We start from the raw sequence: 26,194 nt of genomic DNA on the forward strand, positions 1-26,194 counted from the left end.
CGGCTACAGGGGGTGAGACATGAACCACCTCGTCATCGCCTTGATCGTGTTCGCCGGTGTTTTCGGCAGTTCACTGCTCGGCATGTGGGCGCGCGCCATGCTGCCTGAACACCACCTCAGCGATCAGTCCATCAGCGTGGTCAAGATGGCGACAGGCCTGATCGCCACGATGGCGGCGTTGGTGCTCGGGCTGCTGGTGTCGTCGGCGAAAGGCACGTTCGACACCGTGAGCAGCGAGCTTGTGCAGAATTCCGCCAGCGTGATTCAGCTCGATCGGGTACTGGCCAAATATGGGCCGGACGCGCAGGAGGATCGCGATTTACTCAAGCGTGTCTACGCCGAAAAAATCCAGATACTCGACTCCGGGGACGAGGCGCAGCTGGCAAAGCTTGGCAATGCGGAGGCTGTCAGCCGGCTGGAGGACTTTCAGCGCAAGCTTGAGTCACTTGCGCCGCGCGACGACGAGCACATTCAACTGAAGGCGAAGGCCCTGCAGATTGTCGATAGCGTGTTCGCGGCGCGCTGGCTCGCGTTGCTGCAGACAAAATCCTCGATCCCGATCTCCCTGCTGATCGTGCTGGTGCTGTGGCTGTCCATCGTATTCGGCACGTTCGGGCTGTTCGCCGAGCGCAACGGGACCATTGTTGCCGCGTTGATGATGTGCGCCTTGTCGACTTCCGGGGCGATCTTCCTGATCGAGGAAATGAGCACGCCGCTCTATGGGCTGGTCAGCGTGTCGCTTGCACCCATGCACGACGCGTTTGCCCATCTTGGCCGGTAGCGCAGGAGGCGCCGCGCTCCGCGCGATGCTGACCTACTCTTGAGCAGAGGACGGGCCGGCGCGAGGCGTTTGTGCCGGCCATAACAAGGAGTCGTGATGAAGATGCTAGCCATGTTGGCATGCGTAATGCTGTGCGCGAACGCGTATGCCGAATGCACCACCAACGCGCGCGGGGCTGTGGTTTGCAACAACGGAGAGTCGGCCGCCGGGTATAACCGGAACACGGGTAACGGCTTTACATCGGAGAAGAACCAGAACGGCGTGACAACGACGCAGACCACCAAGGGCGGGGAGGCCAAGACCAAGGATGGCAAGGGGGTCTATACCAGCCCGAGCGGAAAGACCTGCGCCAGGACGGCCCGCCATCAGGGCTGCAATTGAAGCCCTGACGGCGGGCGTCAGGCTCGCCCAGGCTAGGTCATGGTGCCGTGGCAGTGGGTGCGCCCAGCCCCGGGTGAAGGAGCGGCTGGGGGATGCCGGCCTTGTCGGTGATGCGCACCAGCTCGGCCAGCGAGTGTGCCTCCATCTTTCTCATCACGCGGGCGCGGTGGACTTTGATGGTCTTTTCCGCCGTGCCCAGCTCACAAGCCATCTGCTTGTTCAGGCGGCCTTCGACGACCAGCGTGAGCACTTCGCGCTCGCGCGGCGTGAGGCGGTCAATGCGGCTGTAGATCGCTTCGATCTCGATGCGGCTCGCGCGTGCTTGCGACGCGCGCCCCAGCGCGGCTTCGATCGCGTTCAGCAGCTCGCTGTCGCTGACCGGCTTGACCAGGAAGTCCGTCGCGCCCGCTTTCATGGCGCGCACGCTTGCCGGGATATCGCCGTGTCCGCTGAGGAAGATGATCGGCAGCGTCCAGCCCGCTCTGTTGAGCTGGCGCTGCAACTCCAGGCCGTTCAGGTCGGGCAGTTGCAAGTCGAGCACCAGGCAGGCGTTGCTCTCGGCAGACAAGGCGTTGTCGAGGAACGCGCGCGCCGTGCCGAATCCTTCGGCGCGGTAGCCTGCGCAGCCAATCAGGCGCATCAGCGCCCGGCGTACCGCGTCGTCGTCATCCACCACGAAGACGGTTGGTGTGGGGTTGTTCATGGGTGTTCCCCCAAATGGACGGGCTCTGTTTTGGCTGCGACCGGCAACGTGAAATAGAAAGTGGCACCTTGGTCGCTATTGTTCTCCGCCCAGATGCGTCCGCCGTGCATTTCGACGATGGAGCGGCTGATGGACAGCCCGAGGCCGAGGCCTTCGCGCTTTGAGGTGAAGAATGGCTTGAAGACCTGGTCGAGTTTGTCCGCGCTCAGGCCGGGGCCACGGTCCCGCACCGCCACGCGCACCATGCTGGCGCCTTCGCGCGTGGCGTCAACCATGACCACGCGGTCCCGCGCCGGGCGGGACTCGATTGCGTGGAAGGCGTTGAGCAACAGATTCAGCACGACCTGCTGCACCTGGACACTATCGCCCTGCGCGGTGGGCAGCGTGGGCTCGGTGTGCTGGACCACGCGGATGCCGCGTACGATCGCATCGCTGTGCACGAGCAGCGCCACGTCGCCAATGACGCGCTCAAGACTGATGGGCGCGGCTTCGAGGTCGCCCTTCTTGACCAGCCTGCGAATCCTGCGGATCACTTCGCTCGCGCGGTGGTTGTCCTCGACGATATCCTGCAAGATCTCACGCACTTCGGCCAGGTTCACAGGCTGCGTCGACATAAAGCGTTGAGCGGCCTGCGCGTTGCTCAAGATGGCCGTCAGCGGCTGATTCAACTCGTGCGCGAGTGAGCTCGCCAGCTCACCCAGCGTGGAGACACGCGTCAGATGGGCAAGCTCTTGCCGGTTACGCTGTAGTTCGTAGCGCTCGGTCCGGTCGATGACGACGGTCAGCAGGAGCGGCTCCCTGTCGAACGAGGCATCGTTGGCGGTGATTTCCGCCGGGAACTCAGTGCCGTCCTTGCGTCGCGCGAACTGGTCATGCGTGCCGCCTGCCGGCCGGGACAAGCGCACGGTCCCGGTGTCGCCCCGCAATCCTGGAACGAGCGCGTCCGCAGACACGCCGATCAGTTCATCCTGGCGATAGCCGAAGAGCTTTTCCGCGCCAGTATTGGCCAAGAGGATCTGGCCGCGCGGATTGGTCATCAGAATGGCAAATGGCAACAAGGCCAGCATGCCGCGCACGCTTTCATCATGCTGCAATGCTCGCGCGGAGCCGCGGAACCCGACAGGTGGTTCGCCGCGGGGATCCAGGGGCCCATCCCGTGGCTCCGGGCGTATGGCGGTGCGCTGGGCGCGGCCAGGGGAGAGCATGGCAAGGCATGCGCCAATGGGGCGCCAGCCCTGACGCCAGGACTGGCGAAATCCCAGACCCTTGGCGGGGCGTGGCTGCGCTGCGGCGGAGTCCTCCGCCGGGTAGCGCCACGTTGCACCGTTGGCCCGCGCGCGCCGGAATTGCAGCAGCAGCAACAACAACAGCAGCGCGATGAACGCTGCCTCGAGGAGGGCAGCAGTGCGGATGATGGTCATGGCGCCGTGCTCCCTGTCAATGGCTCGCACGCAGGCATGCGAACCCGGCGCCGTCGGCAAGCCGGCGAGCGATTGAGCCATTCAGCGTGCATGCGGTGGCATTGGGGCAGCTGCGCCGTGGCAGCGACGTGCTCGCCACCGCATACCTGCGCTGGGCTGATCAGCGGACCCGTCTTAAATGCTTCCTCGCGCTCCCGCGCCCAGGTGGGTGAAGCGTCACTGGCGGGACAGGCGGCCCCACGATCATGTGGCATGGAGGCAAAAAAAAGTGTAGGCGCTGGCGTTGCTTTGTAAAAGACATAAGTCGCGATTGTGGAACTTACCATGCGCGGCTTCGCACAAGCAGGGCAGCCTTGCCGGCGGCGCGATCCGCGATGGAAATGGGACCAAGGTCCCATTGCCGGTGGTCGGTGCGCGGGCTATTCCTTTAGTTGAGCGGCGTCGAGCAGCGTTGGGCGGCGCCGCGCGGCTGCATGCCGCAAGTTCGCATTCCGGATTCGCACAAGTGGTCCGATGTGATCCGATGTGGTCCGATGCCGATAGGGATAGATTCCCCAGGGAGCCATCATGGCGCAGCCACGCAAAGCGACACCTTCCAATGCGGCGGCGCATGGGGCGAAGTTCGACCATACGGTGCTCGTCCTGCAAGGCGGGGGCGCACTGGGCGCCTACCAGGCGGGCATCTACGCCGGCCTTGCGGACGCCGGCATCGCGCCGGACTGGATTGCGGGGGTATCCATCGGGGCGATCAACGCCGCGCTGATCGCCGGCAATCCACCCGAGCGCCGCGTGGAACGCCTGGGCGAATTCTGGGACCGCATATCCGCGCATACGCCTCTCATGCCACCCGCCTACCTGGAGCATCTGCGCCCGATGATGAATGCCTTCAGCGCGGCATCCGCGGTCACGTTCGGCGTGCCGGGCTTCTTCTCGCCACGGGTGCCGCCGCCCTTCCTGTCGCCCGACGGCAGCATCGAGGCGTTGAGCTTCTACGATACGCGGCCGCTCAGGGACACGCTTGAGCAGCTGGTGGACTTCGACCTGATCAACCGGAAGGATATCCGGCTCTCGCTGGGCTCGGTCAATGTGCGCTCCGGGAACTCGGTGTATTTCGACAACACGCAGATGCGCCTCGGCCCGGAGCACGTGATGGCCAGCGGTGCGCTGCCGCCGGGATTCCCGCCGGTGGAGGTGGGCGGGGAACTGTACTGGGATGGCGGGATCGTCTCTAACACACCGCTGTGGTATGTCGTCGACGAGGACTACCGGATGAATGCGCTGGTCCTGCAGGTCGACGTATTCAGCGGCGCGGGCGAGATGCCGCAGAACCTGCGCGAGGCCCAGGAGCGGGTCAAGGACATCCAGTATGCAAGCAAGACGCGTTTCAACTCGACCCGGATCCGGGAGATCGAAGAACTTCGCGGAGCGCTGTACCGCGTCATCGCCAAGCTGCCGGCGGCGCTCAAGTCCGACCCGGATGTGCGGCAGCTCACCGCGGTCAGCACGCGCGGCGCCGTGGCGCTGCTGCACCTCATCAACCGGCACAACACGCATTCCGCCAACTTCAAGGACTACGAGTTCTCGCGGGCTACCGTGACCGATCTGTGGAGCGGCGGCCTGGAAGACGCACGCCGCGCCGTTGCCAGCCCGAAATGGCAGGAAGCGATGGCGCTGGTGAGCGGGATCGGCATTTACGACATGACTATCCGTTGACATCCGGTGACGCGAAAAATCAGGAGCCCACGCCATGACCGAAGCTGACATAAAGGCGCACGCGTTCGCGATGCCGCTCACGAGTCCGGCATTCCCGTGCGGCCCCTATCGCTTTGTCAATCGCGAGTTCCTGATCATCACCTACCGCACCGACCCCGACGCACTGGCAGCCGTCATTCCCGCGCCGCTGGAGATGACCGAGCCGATCGTCAAGTTCGAGTTCATCCGCATGCCCGATTCAACCGGCTTCGGCGACTACACGGAGAGCGGCCAGGTCATTCCGGTGCGCTTCAAGGGCGAGCACGGCGGCTATGTGCACGCCATGTATCTCGACGATGGCTCGCCGATAGCAGCGGGTCGAGAGATCTGGGGCTTTCCCAAGAAACTGGCCTCGCCGCAGCTACGCATCGAGAAGGACACGATCGGCGGCGTGCTGCGCTACGGGCCGGTCCCGATCGCCGTGGCGACGATGGGCTACAAGCACAAGACGCTTGCCCACGACAAGATCCTGGCATCGCTGTGCGCGCCCAACTTCCTGCTCAAGATCATTCCGCACGTGGACGGGACGGCGCGCATCTGCGAACTGGTGCGCTACTTCTGCGAAGACATCACGGTGAAGGGCGCCTGGGAGGGGCCGGCCGGGCTCGAGCTGTTTCATCACGCGCTCGCGCCCGTCGCGGCGCTGCCGGTGCTCGAGGTGATTTCGGGCGTGCATATCCTGACTGACCTGACGCTAGGCCTGGGGACGGTCGTCCATGACTATCTCGCTGCGTGAGCCCTCAGCGCATCCAGTGCGATAGCACGATGACATAGATCGCCGACGCGGTGAGCTGGGCCACGGTGACCGGCAGTCCATAGCGCATGAACGTGGCGAACGTAACGGGCTTGCCGTGGCGCGCGCAGATGCCGGCGGACACGATGTTGGCCGATGCGCCGATGAGGGTGGCGTTGCCACCGAGCGTTGCGCCAAACATCATGCCGACGAACACCGGAATCGTGGCTGCGGGCCACTGGGTGAACAGAGCGCCAAGCGCGGCGTCGGGCACGACCTCCGCCGCCACCAGGTAGCCCTTGATCATCAGGATCGACGCGGCCGCCACCGGGACGTTTGCCAGCAGGCTTGAGAGCAGGCCGATGACGGCAATCATCACCAGGGCAACGAGCGTCAGTTGGGTGCCAAACGATGCGTACAGCTTCAGCGCCATGACCTGCAGCAGCCCGGTCTTGGTCACCGCCTGCACCAGGCAGAAGATGCACCCCAGGAACAACAGCGTTTTCCAGTCGACGTCCCGCAGTACGTCGTCGGTTGGCTCGAAGCGGGCTTCGTACCCGACCAGCAGCGCCAGGGCGCTGGCGATCAGCGCGACCATGGGCGGCACGAGCCGGGTGGGCAGGTGCTCGCCGAAAATGAACAGCGCCACCATCGTCAAGAGGACAGCGAGCGACAGCCCCGCATAGACGGGGCGCTCGAGCCGTCTGTGTGGCTGGCGCTGCGGCAAAGCACGCCGCATCCGCCACAGGTCCGGCATCAGCAGCGGCAACAGCGGGACGATGACGAGCAGGGCGACCACGCCGCCCAGGCTGACGCGGCGCAGGTACTCGCCGAATGTCATGCCGATCGCGCTGCCGACGAGGAAGGTCGCCGGGTCGCCGACCAGCGTGAGCAGGCCGGCAGAATTGCTCACGATGGCGGTCAGCACCATCGGCCCGACAAAGTCCACCTCCAGGGCCATGGCCACACGGATGATGATGGGGGCGATCAGGATCACCGTGGTCGCGTTCGGCAAGAAGGCGCACAAGGGCGCGACCATCGCGATCAGCAACAACAGGAAGCGCTTGCCGCTGCCACCCGTGGCGCTCAGGTACAGGTCGCCGAGGCGGTCGAACAGGCCCGTGGTGGACAGGATGCGCGCCACCACCATGCCACCAAACAGCAAGCTGATGGGGCCGCCGGAGGTGCGGGTGGCGCTCAGCAGATCCTGTTCGTTGAGGATCCCCAGCGCGATCAGCACGCACACGCCGATCAGGGCCGCCACCGCCATGTCCATCAGGTTCAAGGCGATGACCAGGATCACGGCCCCGAAGACGCCAAGGACGATATAGATCTGCAGATCACTCATGCGGCGACCTCCCCGGCCCGTTGCATCGATAGTACCTATCCCACCATCGCATCTATCGCACCTAGCGTCTCTATCGCATGGGTGGCGCGTACATCAGGCCGCCCTGCGTCCATGGCCGGTTGAGGCCGCGCTCCAGCTTGAGCGGGCTTTGCGCGCCAAGATTGCGCTCGAACATCTCGCCGTAGTTGCCCACGCTTTGCACCGCGCGCACGGCCCAGCCCGGGTCTACGCCGAGCGCCTTGCTGGCGTCGTCGCCGGGCTCGAGGGAAGCGCCCAGCAACGGATCGCGCATGCGCTCGCGCACGTTGGATTGCGTGATCCCGTTTTCTTCAGCGGCAATGAGCGAGAACAGTACCCAGCGGACCAGTGTCAGCCATTGCTGGTCGTCGTTGCGCACGACTGGTCCGAGCGGCTCCTTCGAGATCCGCTCGGGCAGGATGACGTAGGCTTGCGATCCCCCCCGGCCCAGCAGGCGCACGGCTGCGAGATGCGAGGCATCCGCGGTATAGGCGAGGCAGCGGCCCGCAAAGAAGGCGTCGGCCACTTCGGTTGCGGAGTCCACGGCGAGCGGGCTCATGCTCAACCGCTTCGCCGCGAAATAGGCAGCGAGATGTTCCTCGCTCGCCGTCCCTTTCTCGACGCAGACGGTGGCGCGGTCAAGCGCGGCAATGGATTTCTGCGCGCCCTGTTGCGGCACCATGAAGGCCTGGCCATCGTAAAAGAGGATGCCGGCGAACTGCACGCCCAGCGTGCTCTCACGCGCGAGGGTCCACGTGGTGTTGCGGCTGATCAGGTCCACCACGTCGGTGCGCAGGGCCGGAAACCTGGCTGGAGCCTTCAGCGCGACGAAGGTGACCTTGTCGGCGCGGCCCAGCGCCGCCGCCGCTACGGCGCGGCAGAAATCGACGTCAAGGCCAGACCAGCGGCCCGCCGCGTCCTTCGCCGAAAACCCCGCAATGCCCTCGCTGACACCGCAGCGCAGCGTGCCACGCGACCTGGCCTGCGCCAGCGTATCGCCATCCGCGGCATGGGCTGGCAAGCCGGCGGCAGCGAGCAACGGCAGCGCTCCCAGCCACAGTCGTTTGACGATGCGCCGGACGATGCGCCGAAGGTGGATCATGCTTGCCCCCAAGCCAGGCGCGACAGCGCGCCGCGGCTGCCGACAGGTTCACTCTGGCAGCGATCCCCCGGGGCGTCAATTGGCCTTTCGTCGTACGGGCGAGGGAGATTGGTGGGGGCCACCACGTCTGGCCAATATGCAATATAGGAGACTTGGAATGAGGAGCCTGACGATCACCGGCATGCCTGCTGTTGAGGAACGCGATCGGCTAGGGTCTGAGCGCTTTTCTGTTTTGCGTGGACCAAAAGGGCGGCTACGCTATGAGGAGCCCCCGGAGAATTCGCAAACCTTCGACCTACGCTCGTCTGATCTGCGGTGTGGCCCGCCATGCCGGCGGCGGCGAGCCATCCACCACGGATGGCGGCAAATAACAGGCAGCACCGCCTGGCCCAGCCCAAGGAGACGCCAATGATGAAGGCAATAGGACAGTTTTCTCGCCTCGGCGCGCTGATGGCCGTGCTGGCTCTGCCGACCTTTGCAAATGCTCAGGCAGCCCAAGCTACCCCGGGCAACGAGAAATTCGGCACGGTTCATTTTCTGACCTCGTGCAACCCGGCGGCCCAGCGGCAGTTCGAGCACGCGCTGGCAATGCTGCACTCCTTTTACTATCCAAATACCGTTTCGGCATTCAAATCCGTACTTGAGGACGATCCACAATGTGCCATTGCCTATTGGGGCATTGCGATGAGCCAACGTCCCAATCCGCTGCTGACACCCTTCGACGAGACTAGCCTGAAAAACGGGCTGGAAGCGTCGCAAAGGGGCCTGGCGCTTGGTCCGAAGACGGAACGGGAAGCCGACTGGCTGCGCGCGATTGATCTGTTCTACAAGGACTACCGCACGGTCAGCCAGCAGCAGCGCACGCTGGCGTACGAGCAAGCGATGGCGAAGCTTTCCGCCAAATATCCACGAGATACCGAGGCCGCCATTTTCTACGCGCTCGCCCTGAACGAGGCCGCATCGCACAGTGACAAAACTTACGCCAGGCAGCTTAAGGCAGGCGCCATTCTGGAGCGGATCTATCGCGCGCAACCCGACCATCCAGGGGTTGCCCACTACCTGATTCACAGCTACGACTGTACAGCGCTTGCGCAGCGCGGCCTGCCCTTCGCCGAAAAATATGCGTCGATTGCGCCCGACGCACCCCACGCGCTCCACATGCCTTCGCATACCTATTCGATGCTGGGGATGTGGCCGGAGTCCGTGAAGTCGAACGAGGCCGCCCTAACTGTCATGGTCGGGGATGCCGCCAAAGCCTGGCCCGGGGCGACGCATCCAAACGCCCCGCACTCGTGGGACTTCATGGAGTACGCGTACCTGCAAATGGGAATGGATCGGCTCGCTTCCAGCGTGCGGGACCAGGCAGAGGCGGCACGGAAGTTCCCCTTTGAGCGGCCCGCCCTATACACGGCGCTTGCCGCCATCCCTGCGCGCTATGCGCTGGAGCGCGGTGCATGGAAGGAAGCCGCGGCGCTGCAACCGCGCGGCAGCAGCTATGCGCAGGCCGAGGCGATCACGTATTTCACGCGGGCACTTGGCGCCGCACGCAGCGGCGATCCGCAAGCCGCGCAGGCCGACATCGAGAAGCTGCGCGAACTGCGCGCGAACCTCGATAAGTCAAGGCAACCCTACTGGGTCGAGCAGGCAGACGCGCAAATCCTCGCTGCAAGCGCCTGGGTCGAGCTGGATATGGGCAGGAATGAGCAGGCCGTGAGCCATATGCGGCAGGCGGCCAAGCTCGAAGACGCGAGCGAGAAGGATGTGGCCATGGAAAACCGTCTGTATCCGATGCGCGAGCTCCTGGGCGATATGCTGCTGGGACTGAACCAGCCTGGCGCTGCATTGCAGGAATATGAGACTTCCCTGAAGTCCACCCCGAACCGGCTGCGAGGACTGTATGGTGCGGCAAAGTCGGCGCAGATGCTGCACGACGATGCGAAGGCGGCCGGCTTCTTCAAAAGGCTGGTCTTGCTGACGGCCAACGCCGATGCCACCAGGGCTGAGATCAAGGAGGCCAGAGGCTATCGCGACAACGCGAGGCCGAGGAGGGGATCGTATTGACAGTTCCGTTTTTGTTAACGGCTTGCACGATGCCAGGCTCTGCGAGAGGCATCGCCGAGCGCACAATGTCCCCGGCGCCGGTGCGCGCCGGTGGATTCAAGGCGCATCGAGCGTTCCCGGGCTCTTCGGGTAGGTGACAATGCCCCAGCTCAGCGCCACGCCGGCCACTTCGCGCAGCGGCTGGTAGGTCCGCGCGTCCACCACATAGACGGCGTTCGAGCGGCCGCAGGCGATCAGCAGCCGCGCGTCGTCGGGGGTGAAGCTGAAGTGCCAGCAGCGTTTGCCGGTGGCGATGTTGGCGATGTTCTCATAGCTGTCGGCATCGAATACCTGGATGGTGTCCGCCCGCGACGCGGCCACGAACAGGCGTTTGCCGGCGCGGTCGAAGGCGGCCCCGTAGGGCCCGGTGCGCGTCGGCACCGTGCGCAGGATGTGGTAGTCGGCCGCATCGAGCACCAGGAACGCGTTGGCTGACTCCAGCGTGACGATATAGCGCTGTCCGTCTGGGCTCACCTTGATGCCGCGCGGCCGCGATCCGGGCGGCGTCTTGATCAGGTTGAGGCGGCGGCCGCTGGCGCGCTCGTAGACCGACACCGTATCGTCGCCCTCATTGGTGACCAGCAGCAGGCGCGCGTCCGGCGAGAATTCGATGCCTTCGGTCTCCAGGCCGCTGGGGATCGCGCGCGTGACGCGCCAGTCCTTGAGGTCGATCACGGCGATCTGCGCCGGGACCTGTGCGTCGTCGCCAGCCTTGCCCGGCTCGCCGGGCTCATAGGTGACGAAAGCCTGCCCGCCGGACACGCGCACGAATTCCGGGTTCTTGCCGATCGGGATGCGCTTGGCCAGTTGGCCATCGCGTGTGTCGATGACGGTAAGGTCGCCGGTTCCCTTGTTGGCGGCCAGCAGGTATCGTCCATCCGTACTGATGGCGATGCCGCGCGGGCCCTTGCCGCCAGTGTCGAGGGTGCTTGTGATGTCGAGCCGGTCGAGGTCGATCACCGCGATGCCGCCACTCTCGCTCGACACATAGGCCTTGGCCGCCTGAGCGCCTCGCGGCGCCGGGCCTGGCGCGCAAGCGGCGCAGGCCAGCGCGGCGCATAGCGCCAGCATGATCCGGCCAGATTGGCCATTGCCCTGTCTCGTCGCCATGCACGCCTCCCGTTTGCGTCGCTTGCCGCTGTTCCCGGCCCGATGCCGTCCGGCTGCCTTCCATTCTTGGTGACGGCGCGGCAACTGCCAAGGATTTCCCGCATGCCTGCCGCCGCTAGCGCCCGCCCCATTCATAGCGCACGCCCACCAGGAACAGGCGCGGCGCGCCCGGTGCGACGAAGCGCTCGATCGGCACCGCCGCGCCGGGCTGCAGCAGCGTGCCGCCCGGAAACACGTTGAGGCCCGCCTGCCCATAGGTTTCATAACGGCGGTCGAACACATTGTCGACGCGCGCGTAGAGCTGCCAGCGCGCATCGACCTGCCAGCTCGCCCGCAGGTTGAACAGCACGAAGCCGGCGGTGCGCGCCAGGCGCGGATCCTGCGCGCTCAGCGCGCCGTCCTCATTGCCGGCCACCGGGCGCGACGACGATACAACCATGGCGCCGCCGAGCGTGACCGACGCGGTTGCGCGCCAGTCACCGCTGAGCTTGAAGCTGTGCAACGGCACGCCCGCCATGCGCGTGCCGGGGCGCACGTTGACGGGCGCCGCGAACGGCGTCTGGATCTGGCCGTCCGCCTGGTAGGTGGCTTGCAGGTAGCTGTAGCTGGCGCGCAGCATCACCGGGCCCAGGCGCTGGCGCAGCCCGAGTTCCAGCCCCTGGCTGCGGGTCTTGGGGAAGTTGGTGAAGTAGCCGAGCGGGCTGACCGGCGAGCGCTGGAACAGGATGTCGTCGCGGTTGTCGCTGCGGTACAGCGCGAGCGTGAGGTCGGTGGCATCAGCGGCCTTCCAGCGCCCGCCGAACTCCACCGTGCGCGCTACCACCTGGCGCAGGTACGGATCCGCCTGCAGGCCGGTGGGCAGCTGGCAGGCGTTGGCCGGATCTGCGCAGCCCAGCTCGATGGCGGTCGGCATGCGCGTGCCTTGCGAGGCCGAGGCAAAGACCGTGAGGCCGCTGCGCAACTGGTGCGAGAGCCCAAGCGAAGGATTGAGCTTCGAGAACGTGAAGCGTTCGTCGGATGCATTCGGCAAGGTCAGCACCGTGTGCGTGCTCGAGGTGTTCCAGCGCGCGCTCGCGGTGAGGTAGCTGTGCGGCAGCAGCTTGACGGTATCGGAGGCATACAGGCTGACGGTGCTGGTGCGTCCATCGAGCGAGGCGTTGGTGGCGGGCGTGGCGCCGGGGTCCGCCACCGCCACGCGATCGTCGCTGAAGCTGGCGGGCTGCGTGTCCTGGCGATACGATGCGCGGCTTAGCGCAAAGGCGGCGCCCAGCACTGCGTTGTGGACGTCGCCCGTATGGGACCACTGCCCGGACAGCCCGTAGTCATGCGTGTTGACGGTCGAGGTGTTGAGCACCGCGCTGGCCGGCGCGGCGCCCGGCTCGCAACCCGCGTTGCCGGCGTTGCCCTGGCAGCCAAGCAAGGTGTCGAGGTAGTCGTCGCTGACATCCCCGGTGCTGGCCTTTGCGTGCCCCAGGCGAGCATAAGCCGTCAGCGCGATCTGGTCCTCGGCGTTGAGCTGGTGCGTGCCGTTGAGCGTGACCTGCAGCGAGCGCGTGCGGGTGAGGTCGGGCGCGGTGTAGATGGCATTGCGCTGGCCGCCGTAGATGCTGTCTGGCAGCAGGCCATTGCCGGACAGGCTGCTGCTGCTGCCCGCCACGCTCACGCTCCATTGCGTATCGGTGGTCGAGCGGCCGACCTTGGCGAACAGGTTGCCCAGGCTGCTGCCGGACAGCTGGCGCCAGCCGTCCTCGCGAAAGCCCGTGCCCGCCACGAAGGCGTGCCAGCCATCGCCAAGCAGCTTTCCCCCGCTCACGTCGAGCCGCGCGCGGCCGTGGCTGCCGAGGCTCAGGTCGGCCTCCACGCCGGGATGCGTCTCGCCGGACTTGGTGGCCAGCGCCAGCGCGCCGCCGAGCGCGTTGAGGCCGTAGAGCGGGTTGCTGCCGGGCACCAGCGTGATGGTGCTGATGGCAGCCTCGGGGATCGCCGTCCAGTCGACCACATCGCCCAGCGCGCCATTCTGGCGCACGCCGTCCAGGTAGAGCGCGATGCCCTGCGCCGCGCCCAGGGTGGAGGACAGGCGGTAGCCGCGATAGAGAATGTCCTTCTGGAACGGGTTGCCCTGTACGTCGTTGATCACCACGCTGTCCATGGTCTCGCCGAGGAACGAGGACAGGTTGCCGGACTTGGCGCGCTCCATGTCGGCGTCCGTCGCGGTTTGCACATTGCCGGGAAACGCCTCGCGCGGGATGGAGAACGACGGCAGCGGCGCGGGCGCGACCACGGTCACCTCGCGCAGGTTGTGGACCTCGTCGCCAGGCGCGGCGGGCGGCGCCTGGGCGGCCACGCCCGCCGGTGCGACCGCAGCCAGCGCCGCCAGGGCCACCCGCGCCACCTGCGCGCATGCGGCTGCCCTACACAGCGCGGCGGGCGCGAGCCTTGAACGGCGCGGACAGGGGAGGGCGGAGGCCATTACCGATTCCGTGGGGACAAGGACGCAAGGGCGGAGGATCGCGGGTGATGCAAGTGCTACTTACTGTAGTGCACAGGGTGGCAAGCGCCAAATCGATCACGCGGCGGCAGCGAGGCGGCGGCGCGCGCTGCATTTTTCGCCTAGAGTTTGAAGGCGTGCCAAGCGCACCGCACCCGCTTGCTGTGCTGCAGCACCACGATGTTTGATGTTCATCGGATCGAGGAGTCCGCCATGCCGTTTCCAGAGCGCATCGAAACCATCGACCGGCGCCGCCGCCTGCTCAGCGGCAGCGTGAGCCTGGCCTTACTGGCGATGTGGCTGGGGATCTCGCCCTCGCGCCTGCGCGCGCAGGCTAGCCGGGAGGGCACCCCCGTGCCCATCGGCGTGATCGGCTCGGGCCGCATCGGCGGCACGGTGGGTGGCCTGTGGGTGAAGGCAGGCCATCCCGTCCTGTTCTCCTCGCGCCACCCGGATGAACTCAAGCCGCTGGTCGAAAAACTTGGCCCGCTTGCCCGCGCGGGCACGGTGGCCGAGGCGCTGGCGTTTTCCAATGTGATTTTTCTTGCCGTCCCTTACAAGGCGTTGCCTGAGATATCGGCGGAATATGGCAAGGCCTTTGCCGGCAAAGTGGTGGTGGATGCGACCAACGCCGTGCGTGCGCGCGATGGCGCCATCGCCGAAGAGGCGATGCGCAAGGGCATCGGCATCACCACCGCAAAGTACCTGCACGGCGCGCGTATCGTGCGCGCCTTCAATTTCATGGGCGCCACCAGCTTCGCCAATCAGAACCACCGGGCCGAGGGCCTGATCGCGGTGCCGATCGCCGCCGATGATCCCAAGGCCCTGCGCATCGGCGAGCAACTGGTGCGCGATGCCGGCTTCGAGCCGGTGGTGGTCGGCCGGCTCGCCACGGCCGATAGCTTCGCCCCGGGCGGGCCGCTGTTCCATCAGATCGGCTCGGCCGACGCCATGCGCGCGCGCATGGCGGAGCAGGGCGTGAAGATGGTGGAGACGCCTAAATGAAGCGAAGCGGTTCTGGCCAGGCGCACGGCCGCAGACCGTACGAGTGGTACGGCCAAGGCCGCGCAACGACGCCAGCATCTTTTGGATATGGCCGCTTAGCCGCGCCAGGCGCCCTTCATCCAGACCCAGCCGCCGCCCTCGAAGCGCCAGACCCAGTGTCCGGGCACCCAGTAAGCGTGCGGCGCGGGGGGAGCAACCGTGATCTGTTCCACGATCACGGGCGGCATCGCCGGCACCGGTTGCTGGACCCAGCGGCCGTGCACCCAGAACCAGTCGTTGCCTTCCCACTTCCAGTGGCCCGGCACCCAGTTCCAGCCGTAGGCAGGCGCGGGGCCGCGGTCTTCGTGCACCGGTGGCGGCATGTTGCGGACCATCTGGTGGGGTGGCGCAGGCGCTGGCTGCCGTACTACCACGCGCTCGGTCACGCAACCGGCGAGGCTGCCAAGCACCGCCAGCGAGGCGAGCGCCGGCAGGGCGGCGCGGAGCAGGCGGCGGCGTGCGGGCGCATGGGGTTTGCTGATTGCCATTTGTCTTTGTCCTGTTTGTCCTGTCGGCGCTGATTGGCGCTCGGGCGTTGTCCAAGGGGCGGCCCCGGGTCGGGATGCACAATGACCTTGGGACCGATACCTTGCTTAACGAGGCAAGCGCCGCTGCGCGGGACAAGCGCGCGGAAAGACTTTGTAATTGAGTATTACGCGCCCTAAAAGACAAACCGCAGCCAAGGCGGCTGCGGTAGGTGGTGAGAGGGGCGGGTTATGCCGGCACTGGTGCGTTGGGGCTGGTCTGCCGGCCGCGGAAGTCCGTCCAGCAGAGTGCCTTGAAGTCGTACAGCTTGCAGCGGCGCGCGGTATGGAAATACCAGCGCCAGGTGAAGTTCTGGATGATGATGCGGCCCGGCAGCGCATGCTCCAGCAGCGCCTGGGCGCGCTTGAGGCGGTACAGCGGCACGCTCATGTCCACGTGGTGCGCGGTGTGCTCCATGATGTGGTGCAGCGCCGCGCCGATGCCATAGCGAAAGCGCAGGTGCACGGTGGTGGAGACGAAGGGCTGGGCACGCGCCCACATGGCCTTGGTGTCATACCAGGCCACGCTGGTGTGGGTGTGGTGCACATAGAGCACGAAGCCCACGGTGAAATTCCAGACCAGGAACGGCAGCACGAAGCCCAGCCCGACCAGCATCGCCACCGACTGCCCGGTGGCGATGGCCAGCCACGCCAGCGTGCCGATCCAGGCCACGCCGAAGAGCGCCACCAGCGTGCAGTCCCACATGAAGACGGCGCGGCGCGTGGGCATCTGGCGGCGGCTGGGGAAGAACATCTTGAACCACCAGATCTCGACCAGGTAGTACAGGCCCGCGCCAAAGCCGGTGCGGTAGACCCGCTCCAGCGCGCGGCGCCAGCGCGGCAGGGCCTGGAACTCCTCGAGCGAGTAAGGCTGCCAGACGAAGTCGAAACCCTTGAGGTTGGAGTAACCGTGATGGACCACGTTGTGGCCCACTTCCCACAGGCTGTAAGGCGTGAGCGACGGCAGGAAGGTCAGCCGGCCCAGCCATTTGTTCAGGCCGCGCCGGGGCGTCAGGCTCTGGTGGCAGGCATCGTGGCCGATGATGAACAGGCGGGCGATGATCAGCCCCATCGCCACGCCGGCGGCCAGCTTGGCGAGCCAGTGGGAGAACAGCACCACCCCGGCCAGCGCGGCCAGGAACAGCGCGGTGTCCAGCGCGAACAGCGCCAGCGCGCGCGGCGTGCTGCGCGCGCCAAGCGGGATCAGCCAGCCGCGGATGATCTTGCGCGAGGGCAGGGGGACGTCAGGGGAAATCGGCTCCGGAAAGGAAGCTTGCTGCGTGGCAATCATGCAAAAACCTTCAGTTGTCGAACGCGGGGTCGGGCTGGGCCCGAGACTGGCGATGCGCGGCCACGGGACAGGCCGATGGTGTGACAGCTTAGAAGGATTGCGTGACAGGGGTGTTGATCCGGGTCAAGCCAGCAGGGCCGGACCCGGTGTCACTCAGCGCAAAGTGACGACTAGTGCGCGGCGGAGGCCGGCGCGCTCGCCGGCTCGCCCATCACATACACCTCGCCGATGACGCGGTCGTCACCCAGCATGGCGAAGGCGAACAACTGTTCTTCCAGCGTTTCCGAGCGCTCGCTGCGGCGCGCGATCAGCGGCGTGGCCTGCGGGTCGAGCACGATGAAGTCGGCCTCGCAGCCGGGTGTGAAGCTGCCCACGCGCTCGCTCCAGCCCAGTGCATCGGCGGCGGCGCGGGTGGCCAGGTAGAACATGCGCAGCGCGCTCAGGTGGTAGCCGCCCATGCGCGCCACCTTGTGGGCGGCGTTCATGGTGCGCAGCATCGAGAACGAAGTGCCTCCGCCCACGTCGGTGGCCAGCGTCACATTGAGGCGGTGCGCATCCGACTGGTGGAAGTCATAGAAGCCGCTGCCCAGGAACAGGTTGGAGGTGGGGCAGTGCGCCACCGCCGCGCCGCTGTCGGCCAGCCGCTTGCGGTCGTCCTGGTCGAGGTAGATGGCGTGGCCGTACAGCGCGCCCGGGCGCAGCAGGCCGTAGTGGTCGTAGATGTCCAGATAGCTGCGGGCTTGCGGGAACAGCTCGGCCACCCATTTCACTTCGTCGCGGTTTTCCGCCACGTGGGTCTGGATGAAGGCGTCCGGGTAGGCCTTGGCCAACTCGCCGCAGGCTTGCAGCTGCGCTTCGCTGGAGGTGGGCGCGAAGCGCGGCGTAATGGCGTACGACAGGCGGTTCTTGCCGTGCCAGCGCGAGATCAGGTCGGCCGAATCGCGCGCGCCGGACTCGGCGGTGTCGCGCAGGAATTCGGGGCAGTTGCGGTCCATCATCACCTTGCCGGTGACCAGGCGCAGGTTGCGGCGGTCGGCTTCGGCAAACAGCGCGTCGGCCGAGGCCGTATGCACGGTGCTCCAGGCCACGGCGCTGGTGGTGCCGTTGCGCAACAGCTCGTCGGCGAAGAAGCCAGCCACGGCCGCTGCGTATTCCGGCTCGGCAAAGCGGCGCTCCTCGGGGAAGGTATAGGTCTCCAGCCAGTGCAGCAGGCCGGGCGAGGGCGAGGCGATGATGTCGGTCTGCGGGTAGTGCACGTGCGTGTCGATAAAGCCCGGCACGATCAGCTTGCCGCGGCGGTCGATCACTTCGGCGCCGGCCGGGATCTGGTCGGCCAGGTCGGCATGGCTGCCAACCGCGGCGACATGCCCGGCGGTCACGATCAGCACCCCGTCTTCCCAATACTGATACGCGTCGTCATGAAACTGGGGGTCGCGCAGGAAGTGCAGCACGCGGCCACGGATGGCGCGGGTGATGGACTGGGTGGGGGGCGTGGTCGTCATATCGATGTCTCGTCATGCGCCGGCGCGCGCATGGCGCGCCGGCATCTTGGTGTGAGCCGCGCTTCAGGCCGTGGAGGCCGCGGCGGGCAGGGGGGATTGCCAGAAGTGGTCGACTTCGGCGAGGAAGGCAGTCTTTTGCGAGGCGGGCAGGAACGACGCCTCGAAACTGTTGCGCGCCAGCTTGTGGCCATCGGCCGCGGTCAGCGGCAAGGCTTCGAAAGTGGCTTCCCAGTTCGCGTTCATATAGCCGCCGAAATAGGCGGGGTCGTCCGAGTGCAGCGTGACCAGCACGCCAGCTTCCAGCAGGCGGTGCAGGGAGTGGTCGCGCAGGTCCGGGTAGACCTTGAGCTTCTGGTTGGACAGCGGGCATACGGTGAGCGCCACGCGCTCGCGGGCCAGCCGCTCGACCAGTGCCGGGTCGTCGATGGCGCGCACACCGTGGTCGATGCGTTCCACCTTGAGGATGTCGAGCGCGTCGGTCACGTATTGCGCCGGGCCTTCCTCGCCGGCATGCGCCACCAGGTGCAGGCCGAGCTCGCGGGCGCGGGCAAACACGCGGGCGAACTTCTCCGGCGGGTTGCCCTGCTCGGAGGAATCGAGCCCGATGCCGACGAAGCGGTCGCGGTAAGGCAGCGCGGCTTCCAGCGTGGCAAAAGCGTCTTCCTCGGAGAGGTGGCGCAGGAAGCAAAGGATCAGGCTGCTGGAGAAGTCGTACTGCGTGCGGGCCTGGGCGAGCGCGTCGGAAATGCCGTCGATCACCACATGGATCGGCACGCCGCGCTCGGTATGGGTCTGCGGGTCGAAGAAGATCTCGGCGTGGCGCACGTTGTCGGCGACGGCACGCTGCACGTAGGCCATCGTCATGTCGAAGAAATCGTCCTCGGTCAGCAGCACGCTGGCGCCGGCGTAATAGATGTCGAGGAAGGATTGCAGGTCGGTGAAGGCGTAGGCCTCGCGCAGGGCTTCCACGCTGGCATACGGCAACTTGACCTTGTTGTGCTGGGCCAGCCGGAAGATCAGCTCAGGCTCGAGCGTGCCTTCAATGTGGACATGCAGTTCCGCCTTGGGCGTCTGGCGGATACGGTCTGCGAGCGCGGCATCGAGCGTCATGGGGTTCCTTTTGCGGTCTTGGTTTGCGTCGAGCTCGTCGCTTTGCCGCTGCGGCTGGCGACGAGCGCGCCCAGATGGGCGAGGCGCTGGTCGCGAACCTGCAGCAACTGGGCGACGATGGCAACCGCAATCATAGCCGGAGCCTTGTCCGTGATGCCGCAGACGCCCATCGGGCACGTCATTTCCGCGAAGCGCGAAGGGTCAATCCCGTGCTCCGCCATGCGGTGCTCGAAGCGCGCGCGCTTGGTCTTGGAACCGATCAGGCCAAAGTAGGCGAAGTCGTCGCGCCGCAGGATGCGCTCGCATAGCGTCTGGTCCAGCGCGTGGCTGTGCGTCATCACCAGGAAGTAGCTGCCGGCGGGCGCATGGTCCACCACGGCTTCGGGGATGTCGCTGGCTTCCGGGGTGACGTTGTCGGGCAGGTCGGCGGGGAACAAGGTATCGCGCTCATCCACCCAGTGCACCTGGCACGGCAGGTTGGCCAGCACCTTGACCAGCGCATGGCCCACGTGGCCGGCGCCGAACAGCACCACGTGCAGCGCGTCGGGCACCAGGGTGTCGGTCCAGCCGCCGTCCGCCTGCAAGGCCACCGAGGGCAGCAGCGCCGGTGCCGCGGCGTGTTGCACCGCGCCGGTGCGCGGTACCGTGCGCATCAGCGCGCGTCCGGTGCCGAACGCGGCCTGCACCGCGTCCAGCCACGGCAGGTCGGCTTCGCCCAACACCTCGAAGGCGAGCAGCACCACGCCGCCGCAGCATTGGCCCAGCGCCGGGCCCAGCGGGATGCGCACGATCTGCCGCATCGCGTCGCGCTCGGCCAGCATGGTGCGGGCGATCTCCATGCCGCGCCACTCGAGATGGCCGCCGCCGATGGTGCCGACCAGTTCGTTGGCGGTCACCAGCATGCGCACGCCCGCCTCGCGCGGGGCGGAGCCTTTCACCTCGGCGATGGTGACCATCACCACCGGCACGCCGGCGCGCACCCAGCGGGTGGCGTCGGCGAAGCGGAAGGGTTTGAGGGGCGCGTCCTGCATGGTGATGCCTTTTTAGGTTGATGCTCTGGGTGAAGCTTGTTACTTCAGCTTGTTACTTCAGCTTGTGACTTCATTACGGTCTTCAGCGAAGATGGCCTGTGGGAGCCGGCGGGCGCATCCGCAAGCCGCTGTCTCCTACTGCACCACCCGCACCGCGTCCACCGCATCCAGGATTGCCTCGCTGGTCGCGGGCGCCACCAGCGGCGGGTTCACCTTGTAGTCCGCGACGCTGGCCACCGCGTCGCGGATCGCGAAGAACACCGAGAACGGCAGCAGCAGCGGCGGCTCGCCCACGGCCTTGGAACGATGGATGCTGTCTTCCGCATTGTCGTTCTCGAATAGCCGCACGTAGAAGTCTTCCGGGCAGTCGTTGACGGTCGGGATCTTGTAGGTGGAGGGCGCATGCGTCATCAGCTTGCCGTCCTTGTTCCACCACAGTTCCTCGGTGGTCAGCCAGCCCATGCCCTGGATAAACCCACCCTCTACCTGACCGATGTCGATGGCCGGGTTGAGCGAGCGGCCGGCGTCGTGCAGCACGTCCGCGCGCAGCAAGCGCCATTCGCCGGTGAGCGTGTCCACCAGCACTTCCGAGCACGCCGCGCCATAGGCGAAGTAATAGAACGGCCGCCCTTGCAGCTTGGACTGGTCCCAGTACAGCTTGGGCGTGGTGTAGAAGCCATCGGACCACAGCTGCACCCGTGCCACGTAGGCTTGCCGTGCCAGGTCGCTGAAGTCCAGGCGGAGTTCGCCCGCGACCACCAGGTCGTCGCCGAACTGCACGCTGTTGGCGTCCACGCCAGCCTGGCGCGCGGCAAACGCCGCCAGCCGCTCGCGGATCTGCCGCGCGGCGTCCTGCGCGGCCTTGCCGTTCAGGTCGGTGCCGGTGGAGGCGGCGGTGGCCGAGGTGTTGGCCACCTTGCTGGTATCGGTCGCGGTCACGCGCACGCGTTCGAGCCGGATGCCAAGCTCATGCGCCACCACCATCGCCACCTTGGTGTTCAGTCCCTGGCCCATCTCGGTGCCGCCGTGGTTCACCAGCACCGAGCCGTCGTTGTACACGTGCACCAGCGCACCGGCCTGGTTGAAGTGAGCCACGTTGAAGGAAATGCCGAACTTTACCGGGGTGATGGCGATGCCCTTTTTCAGCACCGGGCTGGTGGCGTTGAACGCGCGCGTGGCCTCGCGGCGCGCGCGGTAGGCGCTGGTCGCTTCGAGTTCGTCGAGCAGTTCGTGGATGACGTTGTCTTCCACGGTCTGGCCGTAAGGCGTGACGTTGCGCTCGGTCTTGCCGTACAGGTTGGCGCGGCGCACGTCGAGCGCATCGCGGCCCACGGTGCGTGCCACGTTGTCGAGGATGTACTCCATGGCAAAGGCACCCTGCGGGCCGCCGAAACCGCGAAAGGCGGTGTTGCTCTGCGTGTTGGTCTTGCCGCAGTAACCGTCGATCTGCACGTTCGGCAGCCAGTAGGCGTTGTCGAAGTGGCAGATGGCGCGGGTCATCACCGGGCCGGACAGGTCGGCCGAGAAGCCGGCGCGCGAAATCATTTCCACCGACACGCCGTCGAGGCGGCCGTCGGCATCGTGGCCGACTTCGTAGTCGAAGACGAAGTCGTGGCGCTTGCCGGTGATCATCATGTCGTCATCGCGGTCCGGACGCAGCTTGACCGGGCACAGCAGCTTCCAGGCAGCGAGCGCGGCGCAGCAGGCGAACATGGCCGATTGCGATTCCTTGCCGCCGAAGCCGCCGCCCATGCGGCGGCACTCCACCAGCACCTGGTGCGCGTGCCAGCCCAGCATATGCGCCACCGCATGCTGCATTTCGGTGGGATGCTGGGTCGAGCACCACACGTGCATGCCGTCGTTTTCCTTGGGCGCGGCGTAGGCGATCTGGCCTTCCAGGTAGAACTGCTCCTGGCCGCCCAGGCGGATGTTGCCCTTGTCCCGATGCACGGCGGCGGCGATATGACTGGCCGGCTCGCCGCGCGTGAGGTGCATCGGCGGCAGCACATAGATGCCGGCCTGGTGCGCGGCCTCGGGCGACAGCACCGGCGCCAGGTCTTCATACTCGATCGCACCCAGGCGGGCGGCACGGCGCGCGGCATCGTGCGAGGTGGCCACCACCACGAAGATCGGCTGGCCGATGAACTGGACCAGGCCGTTGGCCAGGATCGGGTCGTCGTGGATGATCGGGCCGCATTCGTTGGCAGCGGGAATGTCCTCGGCGGTCAGCACCGCCACCACGCCCGGCGCGGCGCGCACCTTGTCGAGCGAGATCGACCTGACGCGGGCATGGGCGCGCGTGCTCATGCCGAGCGCGGCATGCAGCGTGCCTGCCAGTTCGGGGATGTCGTCGGTGTAGGTGGCCGTGCCGGCCACGTGCAGGTGGGCCGATTCGTGCGGGCGCGAGACGCCCACTTGCGGCGTCGAAATGGCGGTCCTGGCTTCGCTCGCGGCGTCGAGCAGGAAGGGTTCGGTTTGCTTGTTCATGCCGATCTCTCCTTACGCGGTAGCGGTAGCGGTGGCCGCGCCCGCACCGATGGCGCGGACATTGACGGCGGCGGCGGGCAGCGCGTCGGCGCGCGTTTCCAGCCAGAAGCGGTACAGCAGGTTGGCGGCGCCGCGGCTGCGGTACGCGGCGGTGGCGCGCATATCGGACAACGGCGTGAAGTCCTGCGCCAGCGCGCTCATGGCGGCGCGGGCGCTGGCTTCGGTCCAGGGCTGGCCAAGCAGCGCGGCTTCGGCGTGCGCGCCGCGCTTGGGCGTGGCGGCCATGCCGCCGAAGGCCACGCGCGCATGGCGGATCACGCCGCTCTCCAGCGTCAGCGCAAAGGCCGCGCAGACAGCGGAAATGTCTTCGTCAAAGCGTTTTGACAGCTTGTAGGTACGGAAGTGCTCCGGCCCGGCCAGCGGCACGCGCAGCGCCGCGACGAACTCGCCTTCGGCCATGGCGGTCTTCTGGTAGGCCAGGTAGAGGTCTTCCAGCGCAAGGGTGCGGCGCACGTCGCCGCGCTGCAGCACCACTTCGGTGCCAAGCGCGATCAGCGCGGGCATGGAGTCGCCGATCGGCGAGCCGTTGGCGATATTGCCGCCCAGCGTGCCGGCATTGCGGATCGGCAGGGAAGCGAAACGCTTCCACAATTCCTCCAGCTCGGGATGGACGTCGTTCAGCGCGGCGTAGGCGCGCTCCAGCGAGACCGCCGCGCCGATTTCCAGGGCGCCATCGATTTCGCGGATGCCGTTCAGGTCAGCCACCTGGCCCACGTACAGCAGGTTGCCCAGTTCGCGGAACTGCTTGGTCACCCACAGCCCCACGTCGGTGCTGCCGGCCAGGATGCGCACGCCGGGCTCGGCGGCCTTGATGGCCGCAAAAGCCGAGGCGGTGCGGGGCGCGTAGAAGTGCTGGCCTTCGGCGCTGTAGTGGAAGGTGTCGTCGCGCTGCAGCGCGCGCAGCGTGTCGGCGATCTGGCGCGGGTCCAGCTTGCTGGCCTGCGGCGCAGGCAGCGCCATCATGCGCTGGCCGGCCTCGATGATGGGGCGGTAGCCGGTGCAGCGGCACAGGTTGCCGGTCAGGGCGTCGCAGATGGCCTCGCGCGCCGGGGCGCGGCCGGTGCCGGCGTCCTCGGATTTTTGCTGGTACAGCGCCCACAGCGACATCACAAAGCCGGGGGTGCAGAAACCGCACTGGGAGCCATGGCACTCCACCATCGCCTGCTGCACCGGGTGCAGCGCGCCGTCGGCCTGGCGCAGGTCTTCCACGGTGATCAGCGCGCGGCCGTCCAGCGTGGGCAGGAACTGGATGCAGGCATTGACCGCCTTGAACTCGACCTGGCCGTTTTCGCCCAGCTCGCCCAGCACCACGGTGCATGCCCCGCAATCGCCTTCGGCGCAGCCCTCCTTGGTGCCCGTGCAGCGCGCGTCCTCGCGCAGGTACTGCAGCACGGTGCGGGTAACGGGGGCGTCTGCGACCTCCGTGACCTTGCCCCGGTGGTAAAAGCGGATGGTTTGCGTCTCCATGGTGTCTTCTCTCTTTGTGGATGGGGCCAAACATAGCACTGACGCCGATGATGCAATATTCGGCCCAGGTGATATGCCCCATCAAGCGGGGAGAGCGTTCTGGCGGCCGGCGAGGGCGGCGGCCACCGGATTTGACCAATGACGGGGTGCGTGACATACACTATGCGCCGTTCCCATTCCCCACGCCACCGGCCGCAAAGCGCGCCAGGCGCCCCCTCGCCATGCACGGACGCGACCATCTCGACACCTATTTGCTGCGGGTGCTGCACACCCTGCTCACCGAGCAGAGCGTGACCCGCACCGCGGTCCGCCTCGGCCAGTCGCAGCCTGCCATCAGCAATACGCTCAAGCGGCTAAGGGAAATCACGGGGGATGCCATCCTGGTGCGCGGCAAGAGCGGCATGGTGCCGACCGAGCGCGGCCGCGAGTTGCTACAGCTGGCCGAGCAGAGCCTGGCGGCCATGGACCGCATCGCCCGGCCGCCCCAGCATTTCGACCCGGCCACCACGACCCGTACCTTCCACCTGGGCGCGCCGGACTACCTGGACGCCTTCTTCCTGCCCAACATCGTCGAGCGCGTGCGCCGGCTGGCGCCCAACGCCAAGCTGTTCGTGCACCCGATGACGTCATCGAGCGACTTCCTCGACAGCCTGGAACAAGGGCAGCTCGACATCGTGGTCGGCAATTGGCTGTCGCCACCGGAGCATCTGCATATTTCGCCACTGTTCGACGATGAGGTGGTGTGCATGCTGGGGGCGCAGCATCCGCTGGCGCGCAAGGGGCTGACCCTCAAGCACTACCTGGAGATGCCGCACCTGGCGCCGGCGCCTTATGCCTCGATGCAGCGCAGCATGATCGACCAGGCGCTGGCCGAGCAGGGGTACAAGCGCAATATCCAGGTCACGTTGCCGTATTTCGGGCTGGTGCCGTATGTGTTGATGAAGACCGATATGGTGTTCACCACGGGGCGGCAGTTTGCCGCGCATTATGCGCAGTACCTGCCGTTGAAGATGGTGCCTTCGCCAGTGGCGTTTCCGCGGATGCGGTTTTATCAGCTTTGGCATGAGCGGTGTCATGCTGCGCCCGATGTGATGTGGATGCGTAGGATGATTGCGGAGGTGGCGGGGGAGTTGCCGGTGTTGCCTGTTTTGGCGAGGATGGGGGAGGGGTAAGGGGAGGGGGCAAGGGCAGAACCGTTGGCGCTTGTTGCCTTGGTTGGGTTTTCTTTGAGCGGCGATGGTTTTTGGACCCAAAAGCCATACGACATCCCCCTGCGGGGGCTGCCGGTCACTTTTCTTTGACCGGCAAAGAAAACTAACGAAAAGAAAGCCGCCCTGCCGGGGGCAGAGCAATTAGGCTTACGTGGGGCGGTGGTTGCGTCGTACGGCCCGGAGTGTTGGCTGGCGTATCCTACCGGCCCAAAGGACATCACTACTTCATGACCCTATGGTCACGTGGTGGTGCCCCTGATCGCTTTGCTCGGTGCGCGTTCGGGCATCTGCCGTTCGCGGTGCGCAGCGCCACGATCCTGCCTGCCTTGGTGGTTTCGTGGTTTTGTCTCTGGCGGCTGCCGCCCTGCCATTTGATGCCCTACCGTACCGGCGTGAGCGGCACCTTGTTATCAATTCCTCTGGTTTCGTGATGGGCACCGTGGCCCGTCCGCGAGGGCCGCGCTCGCACCCACGGCGCTTGCCTCCGAGACAAAACCACGAAACCAGTCACACCCGAAACGGCGCAGCCC

General features: G+C 66.4%; 20 protein-coding genes. 7 read left to right on the plus strand and 13 right to left on the minus strand.

The window, feature by feature from the left end:
* Positions 1-19 precede the first annotated feature (19 nt).
* Both AC1DQR_RS09740 and AC1DQR_RS09745 read left to right on the plus strand, forming a co-directional pair.
* The gene (locus AC1DQR_RS09740) at positions 20-781 is read left to right on the plus strand and encodes a bestrophin-like domain (RefSeq protein WP_477132931.1); all 762 of its coding nucleotides are present in this window, start codon (positions 20-22) and stop codon (positions 779-781) included.
* Between the two features lie 96 nt (positions 782-877).
* Positions 878-1,162, plus strand: coding sequence for a hypothetical protein (locus tag AC1DQR_RS09745; protein ID WP_477132932.1), 285 nt, complete (start codon positions 878-880; stop codon positions 1,160-1,162).
* A 37-nt stretch (positions 1,163-1,199) separates the two neighbouring features.
* Here the strand turns inward: AC1DQR_RS09745 and AC1DQR_RS09750 are convergent, their stop codons facing one another.
* Positions 1,200-1,865, minus strand: a complete 666-nt coding sequence (locus AC1DQR_RS09750) for a response regulator transcription factor (RefSeq protein WP_416047976.1) — start codon at positions 1,863-1,865, stop codon at positions 1,200-1,202.
* Entirely contained in the window at positions 1,862-3,286 is a 1,425-nt protein-coding gene (locus AC1DQR_RS09755; RefSeq protein WP_477132933.1) for a sensor histidine kinase, read from the minus strand. Before AC1DQR_RS09755 ends, AC1DQR_RS09750 begins: the two co-directional genes overlap by 4 nt.
* Before the next feature lie 567 nt (positions 3,287-3,853).
* Here AC1DQR_RS09755 and AC1DQR_RS09760 point away from each other — a divergent pair.
* A complete protein-coding gene (locus AC1DQR_RS09760) occupies positions 3,854-4,999 on the plus strand; it encodes a patatin-like phospholipase family protein (RefSeq protein ID WP_416047978.1) in 1,146 nt (381 codons plus the stop codon).
* A gap of 34 nt (positions 5,000-5,033) precedes the next feature.
* Positions 5,034-5,774, plus strand: a complete 741-nt coding sequence (locus AC1DQR_RS09765) for an acetoacetate decarboxylase (RefSeq protein ID WP_416047979.1) — start codon at positions 5,034-5,036, stop codon at positions 5,772-5,774.
* A gap of 4 nt (positions 5,775-5,778) precedes the next feature.
* On the opposite strand, the gene AC1DQR_RS09770 is transcribed toward AC1DQR_RS09765, so the two are convergent.
* Positions 5,779-7,119: an ArsB/NhaD family transporter gene (locus tag AC1DQR_RS09770; protein ID WP_416047980.1), complete on the minus strand. Its 1,341-nt coding sequence runs from the start codon at positions 7,117-7,119 to the stop codon at positions 5,779-5,781.
* A gap of 70 nt (positions 7,120-7,189) precedes the next feature.
* Positions 7,190-8,239: an amino acid ABC transporter substrate-binding protein gene (locus tag AC1DQR_RS09775; RefSeq protein ID WP_416047981.1), complete on the minus strand. Its 1,050-nt coding sequence runs from the start codon at positions 8,237-8,239 to the stop codon at positions 7,190-7,192.
* Between the two features lie 408 nt (positions 8,240-8,647).
* Here AC1DQR_RS09775 and AC1DQR_RS09780 point away from each other — a divergent pair, with 408 nt between their 5' ends.
* Entirely contained in the window at positions 8,648-10,300 is a 1,653-nt protein-coding gene (locus AC1DQR_RS09780; RefSeq protein ID WP_477132934.1) for a tetratricopeptide repeat protein, read from the plus strand.
* A gap of 96 nt (positions 10,301-10,396) precedes the next feature.
* Here the strand turns inward: AC1DQR_RS09780 and AC1DQR_RS09785 are convergent, their stop codons facing one another.
* Together AC1DQR_RS09785 and AC1DQR_RS09790 are read right to left on the minus strand one after the other, a co-directional pair.
* Complete coding sequence (locus AC1DQR_RS09785) at positions 10,397-11,449, minus strand: YVTN family beta-propeller repeat protein (protein WP_416047983.1); 1,053 nt, start codon at positions 11,447-11,449, stop codon at positions 10,397-10,399.
* Between the two features lie 115 nt (positions 11,450-11,564).
* Positions 11,565-13,919 carry a TonB-dependent receptor gene (locus tag AC1DQR_RS09790; RefSeq protein WP_416047984.1) on the minus strand — a complete coding sequence of 785 codons (2,355 nt, stop codon included), beginning with the start codon at positions 13,917-13,919 and terminating at the stop codon, positions 11,565-11,567.
* 231 nt (positions 13,920-14,150) lie between these two features.
* Here AC1DQR_RS09790 and AC1DQR_RS09795 point away from each other — a divergent pair, with 231 nt between their 5' ends.
* Positions 14,151-14,942 (plus strand): NADPH-dependent F420 reductase, encoded by a 792-nt coding sequence (locus AC1DQR_RS09795; protein ID WP_477132935.1) that lies wholly within the window; start codon positions 14,151-14,153, stop codon positions 14,940-14,942.
* Positions 14,943-15,037: 95 nt separating this feature from the next.
* On the opposite strand, the gene AC1DQR_RS09800 is transcribed toward AC1DQR_RS09795, so the two are convergent.
* The 7 genes from AC1DQR_RS09800 to xdhA all read right to left on the minus strand — a co-directional run bounded on the left by AC1DQR_RS09800 (position 15,038) and on the right by xdhA (position 24,453).
* Complete coding sequence (locus tag AC1DQR_RS09800; protein WP_416047986.1) at positions 15,038-15,469, minus strand: hypothetical protein; 432 nt, start codon at positions 15,467-15,469, stop codon at positions 15,038-15,040.
* A gap of 226 nt (positions 15,470-15,695) precedes the next feature.
* Complete coding sequence (locus AC1DQR_RS09805; protein WP_416047987.1) at positions 15,696-16,796, minus strand: fatty acid desaturase; 1,101 nt, start codon at positions 16,794-16,796, stop codon at positions 15,696-15,698.
* Positions 16,797-16,966: 170 nt separating this feature from the next.
* The gene (gene guaD / locus AC1DQR_RS09810) at positions 16,967-18,298 is read right to left on the minus strand and encodes a guanine deaminase (RefSeq protein WP_477132936.1); all 1,332 of its coding nucleotides are present in this window, start codon (positions 18,296-18,298) and stop codon (positions 16,967-16,969) included.
* Positions 18,299-18,361: 63 nt separating this feature from the next.
* Complete coding sequence (locus tag AC1DQR_RS09815; protein ID WP_416047989.1) at positions 18,362-19,408, minus strand: adenosine deaminase; 1,047 nt, start codon at positions 19,406-19,408, stop codon at positions 18,362-18,364.
* A complete protein-coding gene (gene xdhC / locus AC1DQR_RS09820; protein ID WP_477132937.1) occupies positions 19,405-20,439 on the minus strand; it encodes a xanthine dehydrogenase accessory protein XdhC in 1,035 nt (344 codons plus the stop codon). Before xdhC ends, AC1DQR_RS09815 begins: the two co-directional genes overlap by 4 nt.
* 135 nt (positions 20,440-20,574) lie before the next feature.
* On the minus strand, positions 20,575-22,926 hold the full coding sequence (gene xdhB / locus AC1DQR_RS09825) for a xanthine dehydrogenase molybdopterin binding subunit (RefSeq protein ID WP_477132938.1): 2,352 nt from the start codon (positions 22,924-22,926) through the stop codon (positions 20,575-20,577).
* A gap of 12 nt (positions 22,927-22,938) precedes the next feature.
* Positions 22,939-24,453 (minus strand): xanthine dehydrogenase small subunit, encoded by a 1,515-nt coding sequence (gene xdhA / locus AC1DQR_RS09830; protein WP_477132939.1) that lies wholly within the window; start codon positions 24,451-24,453, stop codon positions 22,939-22,941.
* A 221-nt stretch (positions 24,454-24,674) separates the two neighbouring features.
* On the opposite strand from xdhA, the gene AC1DQR_RS09835 reads away from it, so the two are divergent.
* The gene (locus AC1DQR_RS09835; RefSeq protein ID WP_174426518.1) at positions 24,675-25,625 is read left to right on the plus strand and encodes a LysR substrate-binding domain-containing protein; all 951 of its coding nucleotides are present in this window, start codon (positions 24,675-24,677) and stop codon (positions 25,623-25,625) included.
* Positions 25,626-26,194 lie beyond the last annotated feature (569 nt).

The organism is Cupriavidus sp. 05L411 (assembly GCF_056398045.1).

Bases quoted from the DNA above. Each gene is read 5' to 3' on its own strand.
- AC1DQR_RS09795 (WP_477132935.1), top strand. From the start codon at position 14,151: ATGCCGTTTCCAGAGCGCATCGAAACCATCGACCGGCGCCGCCGCCTG.
- AC1DQR_RS09790 (WP_416047984.1), bottom strand. From the start codon at position 13,919: ATGGCCTCCGCCCTCCCCTGTCCGCGCCGTTCAAGGCTCGCGCCCGCC.
- AC1DQR_RS09775 (WP_416047981.1), bottom strand. From the start codon at position 8,239: ATGATCCACCTTCGGCGCATCGTCCGGCGCATCGTCAAACGACTGTGG.
- AC1DQR_RS09740 (WP_477132931.1), top strand. From the start codon at position 20: ATGAACCACCTCGTCATCGCCTTGATCGTGTTCGCCGGTGTTTTCGGC.
- AC1DQR_RS09770 (WP_416047980.1), bottom strand. From the start codon at position 7,119: ATGAGTGATCTGCAGATCTATATCGTCCTTGGCGTCTTCGGGGCCGTG.
- AC1DQR_RS09780 (WP_477132934.1), top strand. From the start codon at position 8,648: ATGATGAAGGCAATAGGACAGTTTTCTCGCCTCGGCGCGCTGATGGCC.
- AC1DQR_RS09750 (WP_416047976.1), bottom strand. From the start codon at position 1,865: ATGAACAACCCCACACCAACCGTCTTCGTGGTGGATGACGACGACGCG.
- xdhA (WP_477132939.1), bottom strand. From the start codon at position 24,453: ATGGAGACGCAAACCATCCGCTTTTACCACCGGGGCAAGGTCACGGAG.
- AC1DQR_RS09805 (WP_416047987.1), bottom strand. From the start codon at position 16,796: ATGATTGCCACGCAGCAAGCTTCCTTTCCGGAGCCGATTTCCCCTGAC.
- AC1DQR_RS09765 (WP_416047979.1), top strand. From the start codon at position 5,034: ATGACCGAAGCTGACATAAAGGCGCACGCGTTCGCGATGCCGCTCACG.
- xdhC (WP_477132937.1), bottom strand. From the start codon at position 20,439: ATGCAGGACGCGCCCCTCAAACCCTTCCGCTTCGCCGACGCCACCCGC.
- AC1DQR_RS09785 (WP_416047983.1), bottom strand. From the start codon at position 11,449: ATGGCGACGAGACAGGGCAATGGCCAATCTGGCCGGATCATGCTGGCG.
- guaD (WP_477132936.1), bottom strand. From the start codon at position 18,298: ATGACGACCACGCCCCCCACCCAGTCCATCACCCGCGCCATCCGTGGC.
- AC1DQR_RS09800 (WP_416047986.1), bottom strand. From the start codon at position 15,469: ATGGCAATCAGCAAACCCCATGCGCCCGCACGCCGCCGCCTGCTCCGC.
- AC1DQR_RS09835 (WP_174426518.1), top strand. From the start codon at position 24,675: ATGCACGGACGCGACCATCTCGACACCTATTTGCTGCGGGTGCTGCAC.
- AC1DQR_RS09755 (WP_477132933.1), bottom strand. From the start codon at position 3,286: ATGACCATCATCCGCACTGCTGCCCTCCTCGAGGCAGCGTTCATCGCG.
- xdhB (WP_477132938.1), bottom strand. From the start codon at position 22,926: ATGAACAAGCAAACCGAACCCTTCCTGCTCGACGCCGCGAGCGAAGCC.
- AC1DQR_RS09745 (WP_477132932.1), top strand. From the start codon at position 878: ATGAAGATGCTAGCCATGTTGGCATGCGTAATGCTGTGCGCGAACGCG.
- AC1DQR_RS09760 (WP_416047978.1), top strand. From the start codon at position 3,854: ATGGCGCAGCCACGCAAAGCGACACCTTCCAATGCGGCGGCGCATGGG.
- AC1DQR_RS09815 (WP_416047989.1), bottom strand. From the start codon at position 19,408: ATGACGCTCGATGCCGCGCTCGCAGACCGTATCCGCCAGACGCCCAAG.